The 16,899-nt window shown below is 75.1% G+C and carries 13 protein-coding genes; 5 read left to right on the top strand and 8 right to left on the bottom strand.

The window, feature by feature from the left end:
- The first annotated feature begins 68 nt into the window (after positions 1-68).
- The 3 genes from CFP66_RS07590 to mftE are packed head-to-tail and all read left to right on the top strand — an operon-like array spanning position 69 to position 4,629.
- Complete coding sequence (locus CFP66_RS07590; RefSeq protein ID WP_094921741.1) at positions 69-2,039, top strand: FAD-dependent oxidoreductase; 1,971 nt, start codon at positions 69-71, stop codon at positions 2,037-2,039.
- Positions 2,036-3,946, top strand: coding sequence for a mycofactocin system FadH/OYE family oxidoreductase 2 (locus CFP66_RS07585; RefSeq protein WP_198961309.1), 1,911 nt, complete (start codon positions 2,036-2,038; stop codon positions 3,944-3,946). Before CFP66_RS07590 ends, CFP66_RS07585 begins: the two co-directional genes overlap by 4 nt.
- On the top strand, positions 3,943-4,629 hold the full coding sequence (mftE, locus tag CFP66_RS07580) for a mycofactocin biosynthesis peptidyl-dipeptidase MftE (protein ID WP_094921740.1): 687 nt from the start codon (positions 3,943-3,945) through the stop codon (positions 4,627-4,629). Before CFP66_RS07585 ends, mftE begins: the two co-directional genes overlap by 4 nt.
- 349 nt (positions 4,630-4,978) lie before the next feature.
- On the opposite strand, the gene CFP66_RS07575 is transcribed toward mftE, so the two are convergent.
- From CFP66_RS07575 to CFP66_RS07545, 7 genes are all read right to left on the bottom strand, one after another.
- Positions 4,979-6,868, bottom strand: coding sequence for a DUF2264 domain-containing protein (locus tag CFP66_RS07575; RefSeq protein ID WP_255413836.1), 1,890 nt, complete (start codon positions 6,866-6,868; stop codon positions 4,979-4,981).
- 35 nt (positions 6,869-6,903) lie between these two features.
- Positions 6,904-7,893: a hydroxyacid dehydrogenase gene (locus CFP66_RS07570; RefSeq protein ID WP_233159228.1), complete on the bottom strand. Its 990-nt coding sequence runs from the start codon at positions 7,891-7,893 to the stop codon at positions 6,904-6,906.
- Entirely contained in the window at positions 7,893-8,771 is an 879-nt protein-coding gene (locus CFP66_RS07565; RefSeq protein ID WP_094921738.1) for a carbohydrate ABC transporter permease, read from the bottom strand. The genes CFP66_RS07570 and CFP66_RS07565 overlap by 1 nt, the downstream gene beginning before the upstream one ends.
- A complete protein-coding gene (locus CFP66_RS07560; protein ID WP_094921737.1) occupies positions 8,768-9,727 on the bottom strand; it encodes a carbohydrate ABC transporter permease in 960 nt (319 codons plus the stop codon). The genes CFP66_RS07565 and CFP66_RS07560 overlap by 4 nt, the downstream gene beginning before the upstream one ends.
- Entirely contained in the window at positions 9,724-11,028 is a 1,305-nt protein-coding gene (locus tag CFP66_RS07555) for a sugar ABC transporter substrate-binding protein (protein ID WP_094921735.1), read from the bottom strand. Before CFP66_RS07555 ends, CFP66_RS07560 begins: the two co-directional genes overlap by 4 nt.
- 100 nt (positions 11,029-11,128) lie before the next feature.
- Entirely contained in the window at positions 11,129-12,199 is a 1,071-nt protein-coding gene (locus CFP66_RS07550; protein ID WP_094921734.1) for a substrate-binding domain-containing protein, read from the bottom strand.
- A gap of 246 nt (positions 12,200-12,445) precedes the next feature.
- Positions 12,446-12,697 (bottom strand): hypothetical protein, encoded by a 252-nt coding sequence (locus CFP66_RS07545; RefSeq protein WP_094921732.1) that lies wholly within the window; start codon positions 12,695-12,697, stop codon positions 12,446-12,448.
- 178 nt (positions 12,698-12,875) lie between these two features.
- Here CFP66_RS07545 and CFP66_RS07540 point away from each other — a divergent pair, with 178 nt between their 5' ends.
- The gene (locus CFP66_RS07540) at positions 12,876-14,063 is read left to right on the top strand and encodes an MFS transporter (RefSeq protein WP_094922320.1); all 1,188 of its coding nucleotides are present in this window, start codon (positions 12,876-12,878) and stop codon (positions 14,061-14,063) included.
- 4 nt (positions 14,064-14,067) lie between these two features.
- Here CFP66_RS07540 and CFP66_RS07535 read toward each other — a convergent pair whose 3' ends face one another.
- A complete protein-coding gene (locus CFP66_RS07535; RefSeq protein ID WP_094921730.1) occupies positions 14,068-15,201 on the bottom strand; it encodes an alkaline phosphatase family protein in 1,134 nt (377 codons plus the stop codon).
- 101 nt (positions 15,202-15,302) lie between these two features.
- Between CFP66_RS07535 and mftF the strand changes: the two genes are divergently transcribed.
- Positions 15,303-16,763, top strand: coding sequence for a mycofactocin biosynthesis glycosyltransferase MftF (gene mftF / locus CFP66_RS07530; RefSeq protein WP_094921729.1), 1,461 nt, complete (start codon positions 15,303-15,305; stop codon positions 16,761-16,763).
- Positions 16,764-16,899: the final 136 nt, after the last annotated feature.

Below are 16,899 nucleotides of genomic sequence, written 5' to 3'. Positions count from 1 at the left end.
CGACGAGCGACGAACGGCACTCCCGTCGGCACCTGGCCGACGGGAGTGCCGTTGGTCGGGGCGGCTCCTTGGGCGGCACCGTGCAACTGCGGGGGCGCACCGCCGCGAGTCGTGTCCTGTTCGGGCCGCACGAGACCAACCTCGCGTTCCGGCGGGAGATCTCCGATCGGCACGTCGCCTACTACGCCCGGCGGGCGGCAGGGGGCGCGGGCGTGATCGTCACCGAGGTGGCGAGCGTGCACGACTCCGACTGGCCCTACGAGCGCGCGCCCCGCGCGGCCGACGCCGTCGACGGCTGGGCAGCGGTCGTGGCCGCGTGCCGTCCGCACGGCGCGCTGGTGCTCGCGGGGCTCGGTCACGCCGGCGGGCAGGGCAGCACCGGGTACGCGCGGCAGGCGTTGTGGGGTGCGTCGCGGGTGGCCGATCCGGTCAGCCGTGAGGTGCCGATGGCGCTGGAGCAGCCCGAGATCGACGCGCTGGTGGCCGGGTTCGGTGCGTCCGCCGCGCTGGCGGCCGAGGCCGACCTGGACGGCGTCGAGGTCAACGCCGGGCAGCACTCGATCCTGCGCCAGTTCCTCTCCGGGCTCACGAACCACCGCGCCGACGGATACGGCGGTGACCGCGCCCGGTTGCTGCGCGAGGTGCTGGCCGCGGTCCGCGCCGGGCTGGGCGACGACCGCGTGCTCGGCCTGCGCCTCTGCGCGGACGAGCTCGCGCCGTGGGCCGGGATCACGCCCGAGGACGCCGTGGCGACGGCTGCGGCGCTCCCCGTGGACTACCTCGTCCCGATCCGCGGCTCGGGCCTCTCGGTCTGGGCCACCCGCCCCGACCTGCACGAGGAGCCGGGGTTCAACCGGGAGCTGTGCGCCCGGGTGCGCGCGGCCGTCGACGTGCCGGTGATCCTGCAGGGCAGCGTCGTCGACCCGGCCTTCGCGCAGGCCGCCCTCGACGACGGCGTGGCCGATCTCGTCGAGATGACGAGAGCGCAGATCGCCGACCCGGACCTCGTCGCGCACGTCCGCGCCGGCACCCCCGAGCGCATCCGCCCGAGCACCCTGTCGAATCAGCGCACGGCAGTCCGCGACCCCCACAACCCGCTGATCAGCGACGACGCGGAGCCCGGCGCAGGCCACGAGACGCAAGAGCCACCGTTGGACGGTGAGGCGGGGCGCGGCGGGCACCGGGAGCGCCCGGCGTCGGACGAGCGGCACGTTCGTACCGCTCTATCGGACGAGGGTGCCGTTCGTACGGGGCGGGAGGTGCTTGTCGTCGGGGGTGGGCCTGCGGGGCTCGAGGCTGCTCGGGTGCTCGCTTCCCTCGGGGTGCCTGTGCGGCTTCTCGAGCGGGCGCCGGTGCTCGGGGGAGCCTTGCGGCTCGCGGCCGCCGTTCACGGGCGGGCGCGGATGGGGGTGTTGATCCCGTGGTACGAGCGCGAGCTCGCCCGGCTCGGGGTGCGCGTGGAGACGGGGGTCGAGGTGGGTGCCGCCGATCTCGATGAGGGCCGGGTCCTGCTCGCGACGGGCTCCCGGCCCGGGCCCCGGGACTACCCGTGCGATGTGCCGGTGCTGGACGCCGCGGCCTTCGAAGCGGCGGTGTCGGGAGCGGCGGTGTTGCCGGCCGGGCCGGTCGTCGTGCACGACCCGCTCGGGGACTGGACGGGGGTGGGGATCGCCGAGCAGGTCGCGGCCACGGGGCGGCCGGTTGCCCTGGTGACCCCCGACCAGGTCGTGGGCCACCAGCTCGCGGCCACCGGCGACCTCGTGCCGGCGAACGCCCGCCTCGCGCGGGCCGGGGTCGCGCGCGAGCGGCGAGCCCGGCTGCGCCGCGTGGAGCGGGGCCGGGCGGTGCTGGAGGACGTCTGGACGGGCGCGGCGCGGGAGATCGACTGCGCGCTCGTGCTCGACTGCGGCCACCGCCTGCCCGACGACGCGCTGTGGGCGGCCCGCCCGCACCTGCCCCGCGCGGGTGACTGCGTGGCCCCGCGCACCGTCCACGAGGCCGTGCGCGAGGGCCGCGCGGCCGCGCTGGCGCTGTCGTGATCGTCCACTCGCCGCTGGACGTCGGCCCGCTGCGGCTGCCCAACCGGATCGTCTTCGCCGCGCACCTGACCAACGCCGCGACCGACGGCCTGCCCACGGACCAGCACGCCGCCTACTACGCCGCACGCGCCGCGGGCGGGGCCGGATTGGTGATCACCGAGGAGCACTCCGTGCATCCCGCCGATCGGCCGTACGAGAAGCTGATCCGGGGGTTCGACCCGGCGGCCGTGCCCGGCTACCGGCGGATCACCGAAGCGGTGCACGCGCACGGCGTCCCGGTGCTGGCGCAGCTCAACCACAACGGCGGGCAGTCGAGCGGCCTGTACTCGCGCCGAGCGCTGTGGGCACCGTCGCCGGTGCCGGACCCGCTGTTCCGCGAGGTGCCGAAGGCCGTCACGACCGCGGAGATCCGGGAGGTGGTGGCCGGGTACGCCGCCACGGCCGCGCACTGCGTCGCGGGCGGGTTCGACGGCGTCGAGCTGCAGTGCTCGCAGGCCTCGCTGCTGCGCCAGTTCCTCTCCCCGCTCACCAACCACCGCACCGACCGCTACGGCGGGAGCCTCGCCAACCGGGTGCGGGTCGTGCGGGAGGTGCTCGCGGCGGTGCGCGAGGCCGTCGGGGCGGCGGGTGCGATCGGCGTGCGGCTGTGCGGCGACGAGGGGCTGGCCGGCGGCATCGGGATCGCCGAGGCCGTCGAGACGGCGCGGATCCTCGCCGCCGACGGCGTCGACTACGTCAACACGACCACGGGGGTCGCCACCGCGACGCTGCACCTCGTCGAGGCGCCGATGCCGGTGCAGGCCGGGCACGCCCTGCACGTCGCCGCGGCGATCCGGCGCGCCGTGGCCGTGCCGGTGGTGGGGATCGGCCGGATCACCGGCCTCGACGCGGCCGAGCGCGCCCTCGCCGACGGCCACTGCGACCTGGTCGGTGTCGTACGCGGCCAGATCGCCGACCCCGACTTCACCACGGCCACGCGCCCGCGGACGTGCCCGGCCTGCAACCAGGAGTGCGCCGGCCGGGTGGGGCTCAACCAGCGGCTCGGGTGCGCGGTCAACCCCGTGGCCGGCCGGGAGTCCCTGCGGCTCCCGCTCCGGCCTCGGCGTGGGCGGCACGTGCTGGTGGTCGGCGGCGGGCCGGCCGGGATGCAGGCCGCCGCGACGGCCGCGGAGCGCGGGCACCGGGTGGTGCTGTGCGAACGCGGGCCCCGCACCGGCGGTCAGGTGGTGGTGGCGGCTGCGGCGCCGGCCCGGGCGGGGCTCGGTGTGGTGGCCGACGACCTGCTGGCCGCCTGCCGCGGCGCCGGCGTCGAGGTGCGCACCGGCGTGGCCGTCGACGCGGCGTACGTGCAGCGGGAAGGCCCCGAGGCCGTCGTGCTCGCCACCGGCGCCCTGCCGGGTCGGCCCGCCTGGGCGAGGGGCCTGGACCGCGTGGTCGACGTCCGCGACGTGCTCGACGGGCGCGTGGCGCCGTCCGGCTCGGTGCTCGTGTACGACGAGACGGGGTTCCACCCGGCGACGTCGGTGGCGGAGCTGCTGGCCGCGCGCGGCTGTGCGGTCGAGATCGCCACGCCGGGCCTGGTGGTCGCGCAGGACCTCGGGCTGACCCTGGACCTGGAGCTGTTCCACCGCAGGGCATACGCCGCCGGTATCGCGACGACCACCGAGCGCGTCGTGCTGGACGCCGCGCCCGGCGTCACGCTCACCGTGCTGGACCACCTGGTCGGTGCGACCACGCAGGTGCGCTACGACTGGGTGGTGTGCGCCGTGCCCTCCGAGCCCGAGGACGAGCTCTGGCGCGCGCTGCGCGGGGGCGAGCTGCCGGTGCACCGGATCGGTGACTGCCTCGCGCCGCGGCGACTCGACGCCGCGGTGCGGGAGGGCCACCACGTGGGGGAGGCGCTGTGAGCCTGGGGGAATCGACCTGGCCCGAGGTGCGCGCGGCCACCGTGCTCGTCCCGCTGGGGGCGTTCGAGCAACACGGTCCGCACCTGCCGCTGGACACCGACGCCCGCATCGCCGGGGCCGTCGCCCGCAGGGCCGCCGCCGACGACGCGGAGCTGCTGGTCGCGCCGCCGCTGGTCTACGGCGCGTCGGGCGAGCACGAGGGCTTCCCCGGCACGCTGTCGATCGGGCACGAGGCGCTGCGGGCGGTCCTCGTGGAGCTCGGGCGCTCGGCGTCGCGGTGGGCGTCGCGGCTGGTGTTCGTGAACGGGCACGGTGGCAACCTCCCGACCGTGCCCGACGCCGTCGCGCAGCTGCGCGACGAGGGACGCGACGCCGCCTGGTCCCCGTGCGTGGTGACCGGCGGCGATGCGCACGCCGGGCGCACCGAGACGTCGATCCTGCTCGCGCTCGACCCCGCGGCGGTCCGGCTCGAGGCCGCCGAACCCGGGGCCACGGCGCCGCTCGCCGAGCTGCTCCCGGCCCTGCGCGCCGGCGGGGTCGCGGCGGTGAGCCCCAACGGCGTCCTCGGCGACCCCACCGGCGCGACGGCGCAGGAGGGCGAACACCTCCTGGCCGAGATGACCGAGGCCCTCCGAGCCGGCCTGAACCGCTGGCACCCCGACCGCACGGGCCGCCTGACCTGAGCCCTCCGCCCGCACACCGATAGCTGCGCTCCCACACCGACTGCAGTCGGTGCGTCGGCACCGGATTCGGTGTGTGACCGTCGATCGGCGACTCGCGCAGGCGGCCTCCGGGAGCGAGGGAGGTCCGCCGCCGCGGCCACGCACCGAAAGCTGTGCTCCCACACCGACTGCAGCCGGTGTACGAGACCAGAAGTCGGTGTTTGACCGGTGGCGAACGCGCGGGCGCCACGGTGCGAGGGCCATGGCGTCGGAGAGCTCGCCTCCGCACCCGCGACGCTCACACACCGATTGCTGCGTTCGCACACCGACTGCAGTCGGTGTACGAGACCGGAAGTCGGTGTGCGACGGGTCAGGGGGTGGTCGTGACCTCCGGGGCAGCCGCCGTCCAGGTGCAGGTCGTGCGCGCGCCGTCGGCCCAGGTCACCGCGACCTGCGTGCCGTCGACGCCGACCTGCGGCGCGGCGGGTGCGGGAGCCGAGGTGAGGGTCGAGGCGCTCACCAGCAGCTCCCCGCGCTCGGCCGTGCCACGGAGGGTGGGCACGAGCGCCCAGGCGCCGTAGGCCGTGCCCTGCGGGGCCCGCTCGACGCCCGCCGCGTCGAAACCGTGGCAGCCGACGAGGCGGGTGGCGGTCTCCTCCGTGCTCAGTGCGACGGCGACGCCCTCGACCTGCTCGTCGAGCTCCCGGGGCGTGGCGGCGGCGAGCGCCCATCCCGTCACCGTGACGGGAACGCCGGCCGGCACCGCGCGCAGCCGGTGGACGTGCACCTCCCAGGCGCCGCGGGCCACGACCAGGCTCTCGATGCGCGACTGGGGCAGCACCGGCCCACCCGCGACGGGCGGGCCGCCGGGGAAGGCGGGCGGACCGGGGAACTGCGGTTGGTGCCACGAGGCCACCCAGTCGGGCCCGCTGCCGATCGGGTGGATGCGGCGCCGGACGCTGTCGCGGCCCCGCACGTGCAGGGCGATGTGGTTGTCGGCCGCGTTGCGCACGGCGGTGGGGCCGGTGCGGGTGGAGTAGGCGAGCCGCGCGTAGAGCGGGTCGGGGTGGCCGCCGTCTGCGTCCCACGGGTTCACGTGGTCGCTGCCGTGGTTGTGCACGCGGACGAGGCCGTCGGCCTGCGTGGTCTGCACGAGCCAGCCGACCGATCCGATGGCGAGCGTGCGGTCCGGCCCCGCGGACGGCGGCGGCTCCTCGATCGCGGTCCACAGCGGCGCCGACGCCGGGAGCAGCAGCCCGACGAAGCCCTTGCTCGCCCAGTACGGCGAGGCCGGGCCGGAGTAGTCCTGCAGGCTCGCGTCGTGCGGCCCGTGCCAGCCGCGGGAGAAGATCCCGTCGGTCAGCGCCCCGCGGTCGAGGAAGTAGCGCAGGCCGGCCGAGAGGATCCGCCGGGTCTGCCCGGGCCGCAGCGGCGTCCACCCGACGACCTCGCCGAGCGCGACGGCCGACAGCGTCGCGGTGCGGTAGGTGAGGGAGCGGCCCTGGTACAGCGGGGCGCCGTCGACGTCGAACGTGGCGGCGAACGAGCCGAGGAACTCCCGCAGCCGTGGCCCGAGGTGCTCCAGGCGCACGGTGTCGCCGCGCAGGTGCGCCACCAGCACCGGGTAGAGGTGCATGGCCCAGCCGATGTAGTGGTCGAACGCGCGCCCGTCGCCGTCGCTGTACCAGCCGTCGCCGCGGTACCAGCCCTCCAGCATGTCGGACGCGCGGTCCAGCGCGCGGGCGGTCTCGTCGTCACCGCGGCCGACCTCGTCGAGGAACGCCGCCACCGCCATCGGGAACAGGTACCAGTTGTTCGGCGCCGGCTCGTTCCGCAGCGCCCCGCGCAGCCACTCCTCGAGCCGGTCCTGCGCGTCCCCGTCGAGCCGGTCCCAGGTGTGGGCCCGGGCGGCGAGCATGCCCAGGGCCACCGACGCCGACTCCACCATCGGCTGCCCACCGGGCCCGTGCGAGCCGATCGGCGGCCACGCGTCGGGCCCGTCCGGTCCCGGCCCGCAGGCCAGACCCTCGACGTACGGCGCGAGCGGCGCGGCGTCGTCGTCCCCGGCGGCGCGGAACGCCGCGAGCAGGAACGTGCGGGCGAAGCCCTCCAGCCCGTCGGAGACGACGCCGGCCTTGGCGGGCGCGCCGGGCAGGTCGATGCGCCCACCGCGGGGTGAGCGGTACCGCTGCACCGCGGCGAGCAGGTCGTCGGCCACGGCGGTCCAGTGCTGCCGGGTCCAGCCGGTCTCCGGGCTCAGGGTGCGGTCCTCGGCGGGAATCGGGGCCTCCTCGATCAGGCGGTCAGGGGGAGCAGCTCGCGACGGACGGGGTGGGCGAACGGTCGCCCCGCCGCCCAGCGCTGCACCTCGTCGGCAGCGGCGTCGGCGAGGCGGCGCAGCTCGTTGCCCTTCGAGCCGGCGACGTGCGGGGTGAGCAGGACGGCGTCGCAGTCCCAGAGCGGCGAATCCGGCGGCAACGGTTCCGGTGTCGTCACGTCGAGGATCGCGCGCAGCCGCCCGGACAGCAGCTCGCGCTCCAGCGCGGCGGGCTCGACGATCCCGCCGCGTGCGGTGTTGAGCAGCGTGGCGCCGTCGCGCATCAGCCCGAGCAGCCGGGCGTCGACCATCCCCCGCGTGCTCGGCAGGAGCGGCGCGTGCAGCGACACCACGCCGCCGCGGGCGAACAGCTCGTCCAGGCCCACCGGCGCGGCGCCGAGCGCCCGGACCTCGTCGTCGGCCACGTACGGGTCGTGCAGCAGGACCTCGAGGTCGAACGGCCGCAGCAGGTCGGCGACCCGCCGCCCGATCAGCGAGGCCCCGAGCAGCCCGACGGTGGCGCCGTAGTTGCCGGCGTCGGGGTGGAGAGCGTTCCAGTCGCGTTGCGCCCGCGCGGCCCGGAACTCCCGCGCGATGTCGGGCACCCGCTTGCCGGCGAGCACGATCATCGCGACCGCGTACTCGGCCACCGGCACGGCGTTGGCCGCGGCCGCCGAGCTGACCGCGATCCCGCGCTCCCAGCACGCGTCCGTGACGTGCTGGCGCACGGTCCCCGCGGTGTGCACGATCGCCCGCAGCCGCGGCGCGGCGGCGAGCACGTCCGCGGTGACGGGCGGGCAGCCCCAGCCGGTGATCAGCAGCTCGAGGTCGGCGAGATCGGCGCGGGCGAACCCGTCGAGCACGACGTCCGGGTGGATGTCGACCGCGGCCGCGATGCGCGCGACGGCAGCGGGGTGCAGCACCTGGCGGGCGGTCGCCGCCGCCATGGCGAAGGCCGCGCGCGCCACTACTTCACGCTCCCCGCGGTCAGGCCGGAGCGCCAGTACCGCTGCAGCATCAGGAAGGCCACGACGAGCGGGACCAGCGCGAGCAGCGATCCGATGACGACCAGCGGGTAGTAGTCCGGGAACGTCGTTGCCGCGCTGTTCCAGGTGTAGAGGCCGAGGCTGATCGGATAGAGCTTCTCGTCCGACAGCATCACGAGCGGCAGGAAGAAGTTGTTCCAGATCGCGGTGAGCTGGAACAGGAACACGGTGACGAACCCCGGTCCCAGCATGCGCAGCCCGATGCGGAAGAAGATGTGCAGCTCCGACGCCCCGTCGACGCGCGCGGCCTCCAGCACCTCGCCGGGGACGTAGCCGGTGGCGAACATGCGGGCGAGGTACACGCCGAACGGGTTGAACAGCACCGCGATGAACACGGCCCACATCGTGTTGGCCAGCCCGAGCCGCGACGCGATCAGGTACATCGGCAGCGCCAGCACCGTGCCCGGGATCATCACGCTGATCAGGACGAGCGCGTAGGCCTGCTTCTTGCCGCGGAACTCGTACTTGTCGAACACGTACCCGGCCGCGGTGCTGATCAGCGCTCCGAAGCCGGCGCCGACCACTGCGTACAGCAGGCTGTTGGCGTACCAGCGCAGGTAGATGCCGTCGTCCTCGGCGAGCAGTGCGCGGACGTTGCCGACGAGGTCGAAGTTGCCCAGGTCGAGCAGCCGGCTGCTGAACAGGGCCTGCGTGTCCTTGGTGGCCGCGAGCAGCAGCCACAGCAGCGGCAGCAGCGCGTACAGCGTGGCGGCCGCGACCACCACGTTCGTCGTGATCGAGCCGGCGCGGGTGCCCTGTCGGACCCTGCGGTCGACGGTGGTGGTCATTCCGGCGCTCATGACTTGGCCCCTCGCGAGCTGAAGCGCGCCACCGCGTAGGACAGCAGGCAGCACAGGACGAGCAGCAGCACCGACGCCGCCGAGGCGAGGCCGTAGTTGCTGCGGTTGAAGGCCGCGTCGAAGATGTACATGTTCGGCGTGAACCGGGAGCCGACCAGCGGCGTGGCCTGCGCGAGCAGCATCGGCTCGGTGAACAGCTGCAGCGAGCCCACCAGCGTGAACATCGCGACCGTCACCACCGAGGCGCGCACCATCGGCACCTTCACGCGCAGCGCGGTGCGCACGGCGCCCGCGCCGTCCACCGCGGCGGCCTCCATCACCTCGCGCGGCACGGCCTGCAGCGCCGCGTAGAAGATCACGGTGTTGTAGCCGAGCCCGCCCCAGAGCGCGATGTTCACCAGCGAGGGGATGAGCAGCGTCTGGCCGAGCAGGTCGATCCGGATGTCCAGGCCCGCCAGCGTGGTGAGCACCGGGCTGATGCCGGGCGTGTAGAGGTACAGCCAGATGATCGCGGCGATGATTCCCGGGATCGCGTGCGGCAGGAACAGCACCGTCTGCGCGAACCGCCGTCCCCGGGCGAGCCCGGAGTCCAGCAGCAGCGCCATCAGCAGCGAACCCACGACGATCAGCGGGATGAACACCACGATGTAGGCGAGCGTGACGCCGATGCTGCGCAGGAAGCTCGGGTCGGTGAGCACCACGACGAAGTTGCGGAAGCCCACGAACACCGTGCGCGCGTTGCCGAAGCCGAGCCCGGAATGCGACGTCGAGAAGAAGCTCAGGTAGATCGCGTAGACCGCGGGCACGATGAACACGGCCAGGCAGAGCAGGCCGAACGGGGCGAGGAGCGCGGCTACCGCGCCGCGCTGTCCCGGCACCCGGCCGGCGCGGCGTGGACGGTGCGTCCCCCGCGCGGCGTCCCGGGCGGCGGGCGGGGTCTCGAGGGTGGTGGTCATCGCGAGGCCACCGCCAGTCCGAGCGCACGCATGTCGGGCAACGACTCCTCCTGGGCCTGCGCCAGCGACTCGACGACGGTGCCGTCGTACCGGATCCGGGCCAGCCCTTCCTGGATCAGCTGGTTGGTGGCGGTCATCCGAGGGCCCCAGACCCAGCCCTCGGGCACCTTCGCGGCCTCCTCGCGGAACAGCGCGTAGATGTCCTGCCCGCCGAAGTAGCTGCGGTCGAAGCCCTCGTCGGCGACGCCGACCAGACCGGGAGCGGCCGGGTACTGGCTGCTGGCACCGCTGGACAGGCGCGCCTGGAACGCCGCCGGGTCGGTGACCATCCAACGGATGAACTCCATCGCCTCGTCCGGGTGCGCGCTGCCCGAGCCGACGGTGAACACCGACCCACCCTTGACGCCCACGCGCGGCTGCGCCGGGTCCCACTGGGGCAGCGGCGCCACCGCCCACGTGCCCGCGCCGTCGGGGGCGGACCGCATGAGGGCTGCGGCCGCCCACGCCCCGTCGATGTACGTGGCGACGGACCCGTTGTTGATCGCGGCGTTCCACTGCTGGCTGCTGCCGGGGGCGACCTGCACGAGGTCCTCGTCCGCCAGCCGCTGCCAGTACCCGGCGACGCGCGTGGTCCCCGGGTCGGTGAAGTCGAGGTTCCAGCGGCCGCCCTCGGTGGAGAACCACCGCCCGCCGGCCTGGTCGGCGAGCCCGGCCAGGTGTGGCGCGCTGTTGGTGAAGAACGTGGTGAGCCGGACGTCGGGTGCGGCGGCCTTGAGGTCGCGGGCGGCCTGCTCGAACTCGGCCCAGGTCGTCGGCACCGCGATGCCGTGCTGCTCGAGCAGATCGCGGCGGTAGAACAGGACCATCGGCTCGATGTCGAGCGGGATCGCGTAGACGCGTCCGTCGAACGTGGTCTGGTCCCAGGCCTGCGGCAGCAGGGCCGTGCGGAACTCCTCGTCGACCCGGTCGGTCACGTCGAGCACCGCGCTGTCGAGGGCGAACGCAGGCAGGGCGTTGTACTCCAGCGTGGCGACGTCGGGGGCGTTGCCGGCGCGCGTGGCGTTGCTGAGCTTGGCGTTCGTGCCGCCGGTGCCGGTCGGGGTGACCTCGAGGTCGACCTGGATCTCGGTGTGCGTGGCGTTGAACGCGTCGACGACCGGCTGGGTACCTCGCAGCGAGGACCAGAAGGTGACCACCGTCGGCCCGCCGTCCGCGGGCGCCGGGGCCGCGCTCGAGCACGCGGAGAGCGTGAGCGCGGCGGCGGTCGCCGCGCAGGCCAGCACGCGGGATCTGTGGGGCATGGGTCGTTCCCCTCGTCATCGAGAGAGCGCTTTCCCTCACGATTGCCGAGCGATCGATCCATGTCAAGGTCGAACGATCAAAATGATCGAACGATCAAATTCAGGTGATCTCGCGCGTCGAACCACGATCCACGAGCGCCGGCAGCAGCTCGACGTGCCGCACCGGCCCGCCCCGCTCCACACGGTCCTGCAGCAGCGTGAGCGCCTCCCTCCCGACCTCGCGCTTGGGTGGCGCCACCACCGTCAGCTCGAGTCCGCCCAGGCCCGAGACCATGTCGTCGTAGGCGACCACCGAGAGGTCGTCGGGCACCCGCAGCCCGGCGGCGTGCAGCTGCGTGACGAGGTTGAGCGCGTCGACGTCGCTGTGCGCGACGAGCGCGGTCGCGCCGGTCCTCCGCACGACGTCGGGCAGGTAGGGCATCGGCGTGGCGGGGTCGGGCGCCGCGCCCGGGGCGCTGAGCAGCGGCTCGGCGATCAGCGGCAGCCCGAGCTCGGGCACGAGGCCCAGGTACGCCGACCGGATGGTCCGGCCCGTCGGGCTGTCGTCGCGCGCCGCGAGCAGGATCCGCGTGTGCCCGCGCTCGCGCAGGTGGCGCAGGGCGAGCAGCACCCCGCGGGTGTGGTCGGTCCGTACGGCGTCGAGCTCGGCGAGCACGCTGCCCACCGGCGGGAAGCGCTCGAGGAGCACCGCGTGGACGGACGGCGCCGCGTCGTCGACGGGTTCCGCCTCCTCGGCGGCGACGGTGGTGATCGAACGCCAGCGGGGGATGATCAGAGCCCCGAGCACGTCCGGCACCGCGGCGGCCCGGCGCATCGCCGAGCGCGTGGGTTCCGTCTCCTCGACGCCGAGGAGCTCCCAGCGCAGGCCCTGCTGCTCCGCCGCCTCCCGCGCCCCGGTGAGGATCTGGCCCAGGTAGGTGTTGTGCAGCGGGGCCATCAGCACCACGACGTCCGCGGCGGGTCGCCGGGACCGGTCGGTGCGCCGCGTCGAGGGCAGGCGGACGATCCCGTGCCCGCGCACCACCTGCTCGTCGCGGGCCAGCGCCTCGACGTCGCGACGCATGGTGATCGGCGAGACGTCGAACTCCTGTGCCAATGCGGCGACCCGCGCCTGCCCTCGCGAACGCAGGATCGCGAGGATGCGCTCCTGGCGCGCCGACGGCTTGCTCAACGCACGGCCTCGCTAGCGCTCGGCCGGCGCTTCGCGCGGGCGCTGTGCTGATGATTCGCTCGCTGACGCTCGCTCAACGCACGGCCTCGCTAGCGCTCGGCCGGCGCTTCGCGCGGGCGCTGTGCTGATGATTCGCTCGCTGACGCTCGCTCAACGCACGCCCTCGCCGGCGCTGTGCTGATGACGCTCACCCACCGAGGTCCACCTCCGGCGGGGAACGCTACCGGCGCGCGGCGCCGGGGCCGGTCAGGCCACGAGCTCCAGCCGCCCGGCCGTGGTGACGACGGCCGGCAGCCGCTCGCCGACGGACGCGTCGGAGACGGGGGCGATCAGCCCGGCCCGGACGAGCCGGTGCACGGCGTTCTGGTCGCAGCAGAACCGCCCGTCCAGGTACAGGTCCGGCTCGGAGCCCCAGACGATCTCGGCGCGCCCACCGACCACGGCGCGCAGGATCGACCGGTCACGGGCTGTCAGCTCGACGTCGATGACGAGCTCCATGGCGCATCCCCCCGATTCGAAAGCTTCCCCGACCGAGGGTGGGGGATCCCCGGGCTGCGGGCCAGGGAATTGAGCTACATCTGAGGTTGCGGACAGAGGGGGAAAACCGCGGTGCGTCGGACGGGAGCGGTGGGGCAGGATCATCACAGTGCCTGCCGTACCCGCCGACACTGCCGTGATGCGGCCTCCGCCGCAGATCCGTCGGGCGAGGGCCGCGGTCGCCGCCCTGTTCTTCGCCAACGGGGCGCTGTTCGCCAACGTCGTTCCGCGCTACCCCGACCTGAAGGCCGCGCTCGACCTCTCGAACACCGCGCTCGGCACGGCGGTCGGCGCCGCGGCGCTGGGCGGCCTGCTCGCGGGTCCGGTGGCCGGCGCGCTCGTGGCCCGGTTCGGCTCGGTCCGTGTGGCGCCGATCAGCACGTTCTGCCTGGCCGGGAGCGTGGCGCTGATGGGCGTCGCGCCGTCGTGGGCGGCGCTGGTGGCCGTCCTGTTCCTCATGGGCGCCGTCGATTCCGCCGCCGACCTCGCCGTCAACGCGCACGGCCTGCGGGTCGAGCGACGCTACGGCCGTTCGATCCTGAACTCGATGCACGGGATCTGGAGCGTCGGGGCCGTCCTCGGTGGGGCGACGGGCGCCGCGGCCACCGGGCTCGGGGTGCCGCTGCCGTGGCACCTGGCGGGAGCGGCGGTCGTGTTCGCGCTCCTCGGCTGGGCCGTGGCCCGGTTCCTGCTGCCCGGTCGCGACGACCACGACGCGCCCGCCCGGCCGGACGGGGAGCGCGGACCGCTGCGCTGGCGGAGCTTCGGGCCCGCGGTGCTCGGCATGGGGCTGATCGCCGCGATGGCGCAGTCCATGGAGGACGCCGGTGCCACCTGGTCGTCGCTCTACCTGCGGGAGGACCTGGGCGCCGCGGCGGCCGTCGGGGGGTTGGGGTTCATCGCCCTGCAGGGGTTGCAGACCGTCGGCCGGTTGCTGGGCGACGGGCTGGTCACGCGCTTCGGCGACCGGGCCGTGGCGCTCGCGGGTGCCGCGCTGGCCGCCGGCGCGATGTCCCTCGCGCTGGCCGTGCCGACGGCGGTGGGAACGGTGATCGGGTTCGGCGCGGTGGGCCTGGGCATCGGGACGCTGATCCCGGCGGCGATGCGCGCCGCCGACTCCGTGCCCGGTCTCCCGCGGGGGCTCGGCCTCGCGCTCGTCGGCACGGTGGACCGGGTGGCGCTGCTGGCCGGCCCGCCGCTGATCGGGCTGGTCGCCGACGCGGCCGGCCTGCGGTTCGCGCTGCTGGTCATCCCGGCCGCCGCGCTCGTCGTCCTCGGCCTGTCCCCGGTGCTGTCCGGGCGCCGGGAGCGCGCCGCCGCACGCTGACCCGTCACACCGCTCGCGCCAGCAGGAGCGGGACGAGCTGCTCGTCGGCGGTGAGCGAACCGTGCTGCCCGGGCATGCGCGAGATCAGCGGTTCGGCCGCCGAGCGGATCACGGCCGTGCCACCGCACGCCGCGACCACCACGTCCCCGATCCGGTCGCGGGCGTGCGCCGCCACCGGCCCGAACCACCCTTCGGCGATCGCCTGCTCGCCCGGGACGACCCACGCGCCGTCGCCCAGCTGCGCGGTCCAGGTCGCCAGCACGTCGTCGAGGGCGCCGGGGTGGACGTGGACGTGCCGCGCGCGCGGATCGCCCGTGAGCGCAGCGACGCCGTCGGACAGCACGGGGTCGGTGTCGGCGTCGTGGATCCGGTCCACGGTGACCATGCCGTGGTCCCCGGTGACCGCGAGCACCGCGTCCGGCGGCAGCCGTTCGGCGATCAGCGACGCCAGCCGGTCGACCTGGGCCAGCTGCAGTCGCCAGGGCAGCGAGCCCGGGCCGTGCAGGTGCCCCATCGCGTCGAGGTCGCGGTGGTAGCCGTAGCAGAGCTGCCGCCCGCTGCCGCTGACCGCGGTGAGGACGCCGGCGGCCAGGTCGCCGAGCGCGTGCGTGCCGTGGTAGCGGCCGCCGCGCAGCGCGGCCCGGGTGAGTCCGGAGCCGGCGAACTCGCGCAGCGACACCACGGTGACCTCCACGCCGTCGGCCTCGGCGCGCTCGAACGCGGTCGGCACCGGCTGGACCTGTTCGGGCACCAGCTGCTCCCGCAGGTCCGTGCGGGTGCCCTGCGCCGTCCACGTGAGGGTGTCCAGGATCTCCCCGCCGGCCCGCAGCGCGATCCCGAGCATGCCGTGCGCGCCCGGCGGCACGCCGGTGCCCAGCGTGGCCAGGCTGATCGAGGTGCTCGACGGGAAGCCCGCCGTGAGCGGGCCCGCGTCCGGCAGGCCCGCCAGGAACGGCGCGTCCGCGGCGTGGCGGCGCAGCAGCTCGCTGCCCAGCCCGTCCACGAGCAGCAACGCCGCGGCGCGGACCGGCGGCACGGCGAGTGCGACCGGCGGGCCGGGCACACCGAGCGCGCCCAGCAGCGAGGGCAGCACCGAGGCGAGCGAGCGGGCGTAGGAGGGCAGGAGAGGCGAACTCACAGGACGAGCATCCCCCACACAGCGCCTTCGAGCCGTACTGCTGATTTTTCGGCGTGAGAACAGCAGTACGGCTCCAAGGTGCGGGCTCTAGGCTCGCGAGTGTGGATCTAGCGCTTCCCCACGGCACGCGCGTTGCGCTCGATCGGCAGGCGCTCGTCGTCGACGGCGGCACCGTCCTGTTCGGGGGCGCCCCACCCCGGATGCTGCGACTCTCGGCAGCCGCGGCCGCCCTCCTGAACGGCGGTGAGCTCGAGGTCGGTGACGCGACGTCCGCGGCGCTGGCCCGCAAGCTCCTCGACGCGGGCATCGCCCATCCCGTGGCCGAGCCGGCGTCGGCGGTGCCTGCCGCGTCGGAGGTCACCGTCGTCGTGCCGGTGAAGGACCGCGTCGACGGGCTCGCCCGGCTGCTCGCCGCCCTCCCGGAGGGGCTCGGCGCCACGGTCGTCGTCGACGACGGGTCGGCCGACGCGGCCGGGATCCGGGACGTCGCGCAGCGCGCCGGTGCCGTCCTGCTGCGGCACGAGCGGGCGCGGGGCCCCGCCGCTGCCCGCAACGCCGGGCTCGCCGTCGCGCACACCCGGCTCGTCGCCTTCCTCGACTCCGACGTCGTACCCCAACCCGGATGGCTCGAGCCGCTGCTCGCCCGCTTCGCCGACCCGGTCGTGGCGCTCGCGGCCCCGCGGATCGTCGCGCTGCCCCCCGTCGACGGATGGCTGTCGCGCTACGAGGCGGTGCGGTCCTCACTGGACCAGGGGCCCGACCCCGCACTGGTCGTGCCCAAGAGCCGGGTGGCCTACGTCCCGAGCGCCGCGATGCTCGTGCGCCGCGACGCCGCGGGCGCGGGGTTCGACGAGCGCATGCACGTGGCCGAGGACGTCGACCTCGTGCTGCGCCTGCACGAGGCGGGGTGGCGGATGCGCTACGAGCCTGCGGCCCGGGTCGCGCACGACCACCTCACCACGCTGTCTGCCTGGTGGCTGCGCAAGGCCTACTACGGCACGGGGGCTGCCCCGCTGTCGCTGCGCCACCCCGGTTCGGTGCCGCCGATGGTGCTCAACACCTGGTCGGCCGCGGTGGCGGTGCTGCTGCTGCGCGGCCGTCCCCTGGCGGCGCTGGCAGCGCTCGCCGTGGCCGCGGGCGCCGCCGAGCGGCTCGCGCGACAGCTGCCCGTGCAGAACCCGCGGCCCGTCGCGGCCCGGCTGATCGGTCTGGGCGCGCTCGGCACCGTCGCCCAGACCGCCGACGCCGTCACCCGGCACTACTGGCCGGTCTCGCTCGTCGCGTGCCTGGTGTCGCGGCGGGCCCGGCGCACGGTGGCCGTGATCGCCCTCGCGGAGGGCGTGCTCGACTGGTGGCGCCGTCGGGGAGACGCCGACCGCCCGGGCCTGCCGGCGTACCTGCTCGCCCGCAGGCTCGACGACCTCGCCTACGGCGGCGGCCTGTGGTGGGGCGCGTTGCGGCACCGGACCCTCGGGCCGCTGCGCCCGGTGGGCACCGGCGAAGGCGACCGGAAGGGGTCTTCGGCGGCCCGCCCGGGAGGTTCAGGAAAGCCACATTCATGAACGTGGGGGGCAGCAAGGTGGCTTTCCTGAACTCCGCGGGCACCGGAGCGGCCCCCGGGTGCCTCGGGGAGGCACTCCACCGCGTCATCGGGATTGCTCCAGACAGGTGATCCTGCGCGGCGTCTGGTTCCGCGCA

The organism is Pseudonocardia sp. MH-G8, from assembly GCF_002262885.1.
GTDB lineage: Bacteria > Actinomycetota > Actinomycetes > Mycobacteriales > Pseudonocardiaceae > Pseudonocardia.
This window is presented reverse-complemented; position numbering and strand designations above follow the sequence as displayed.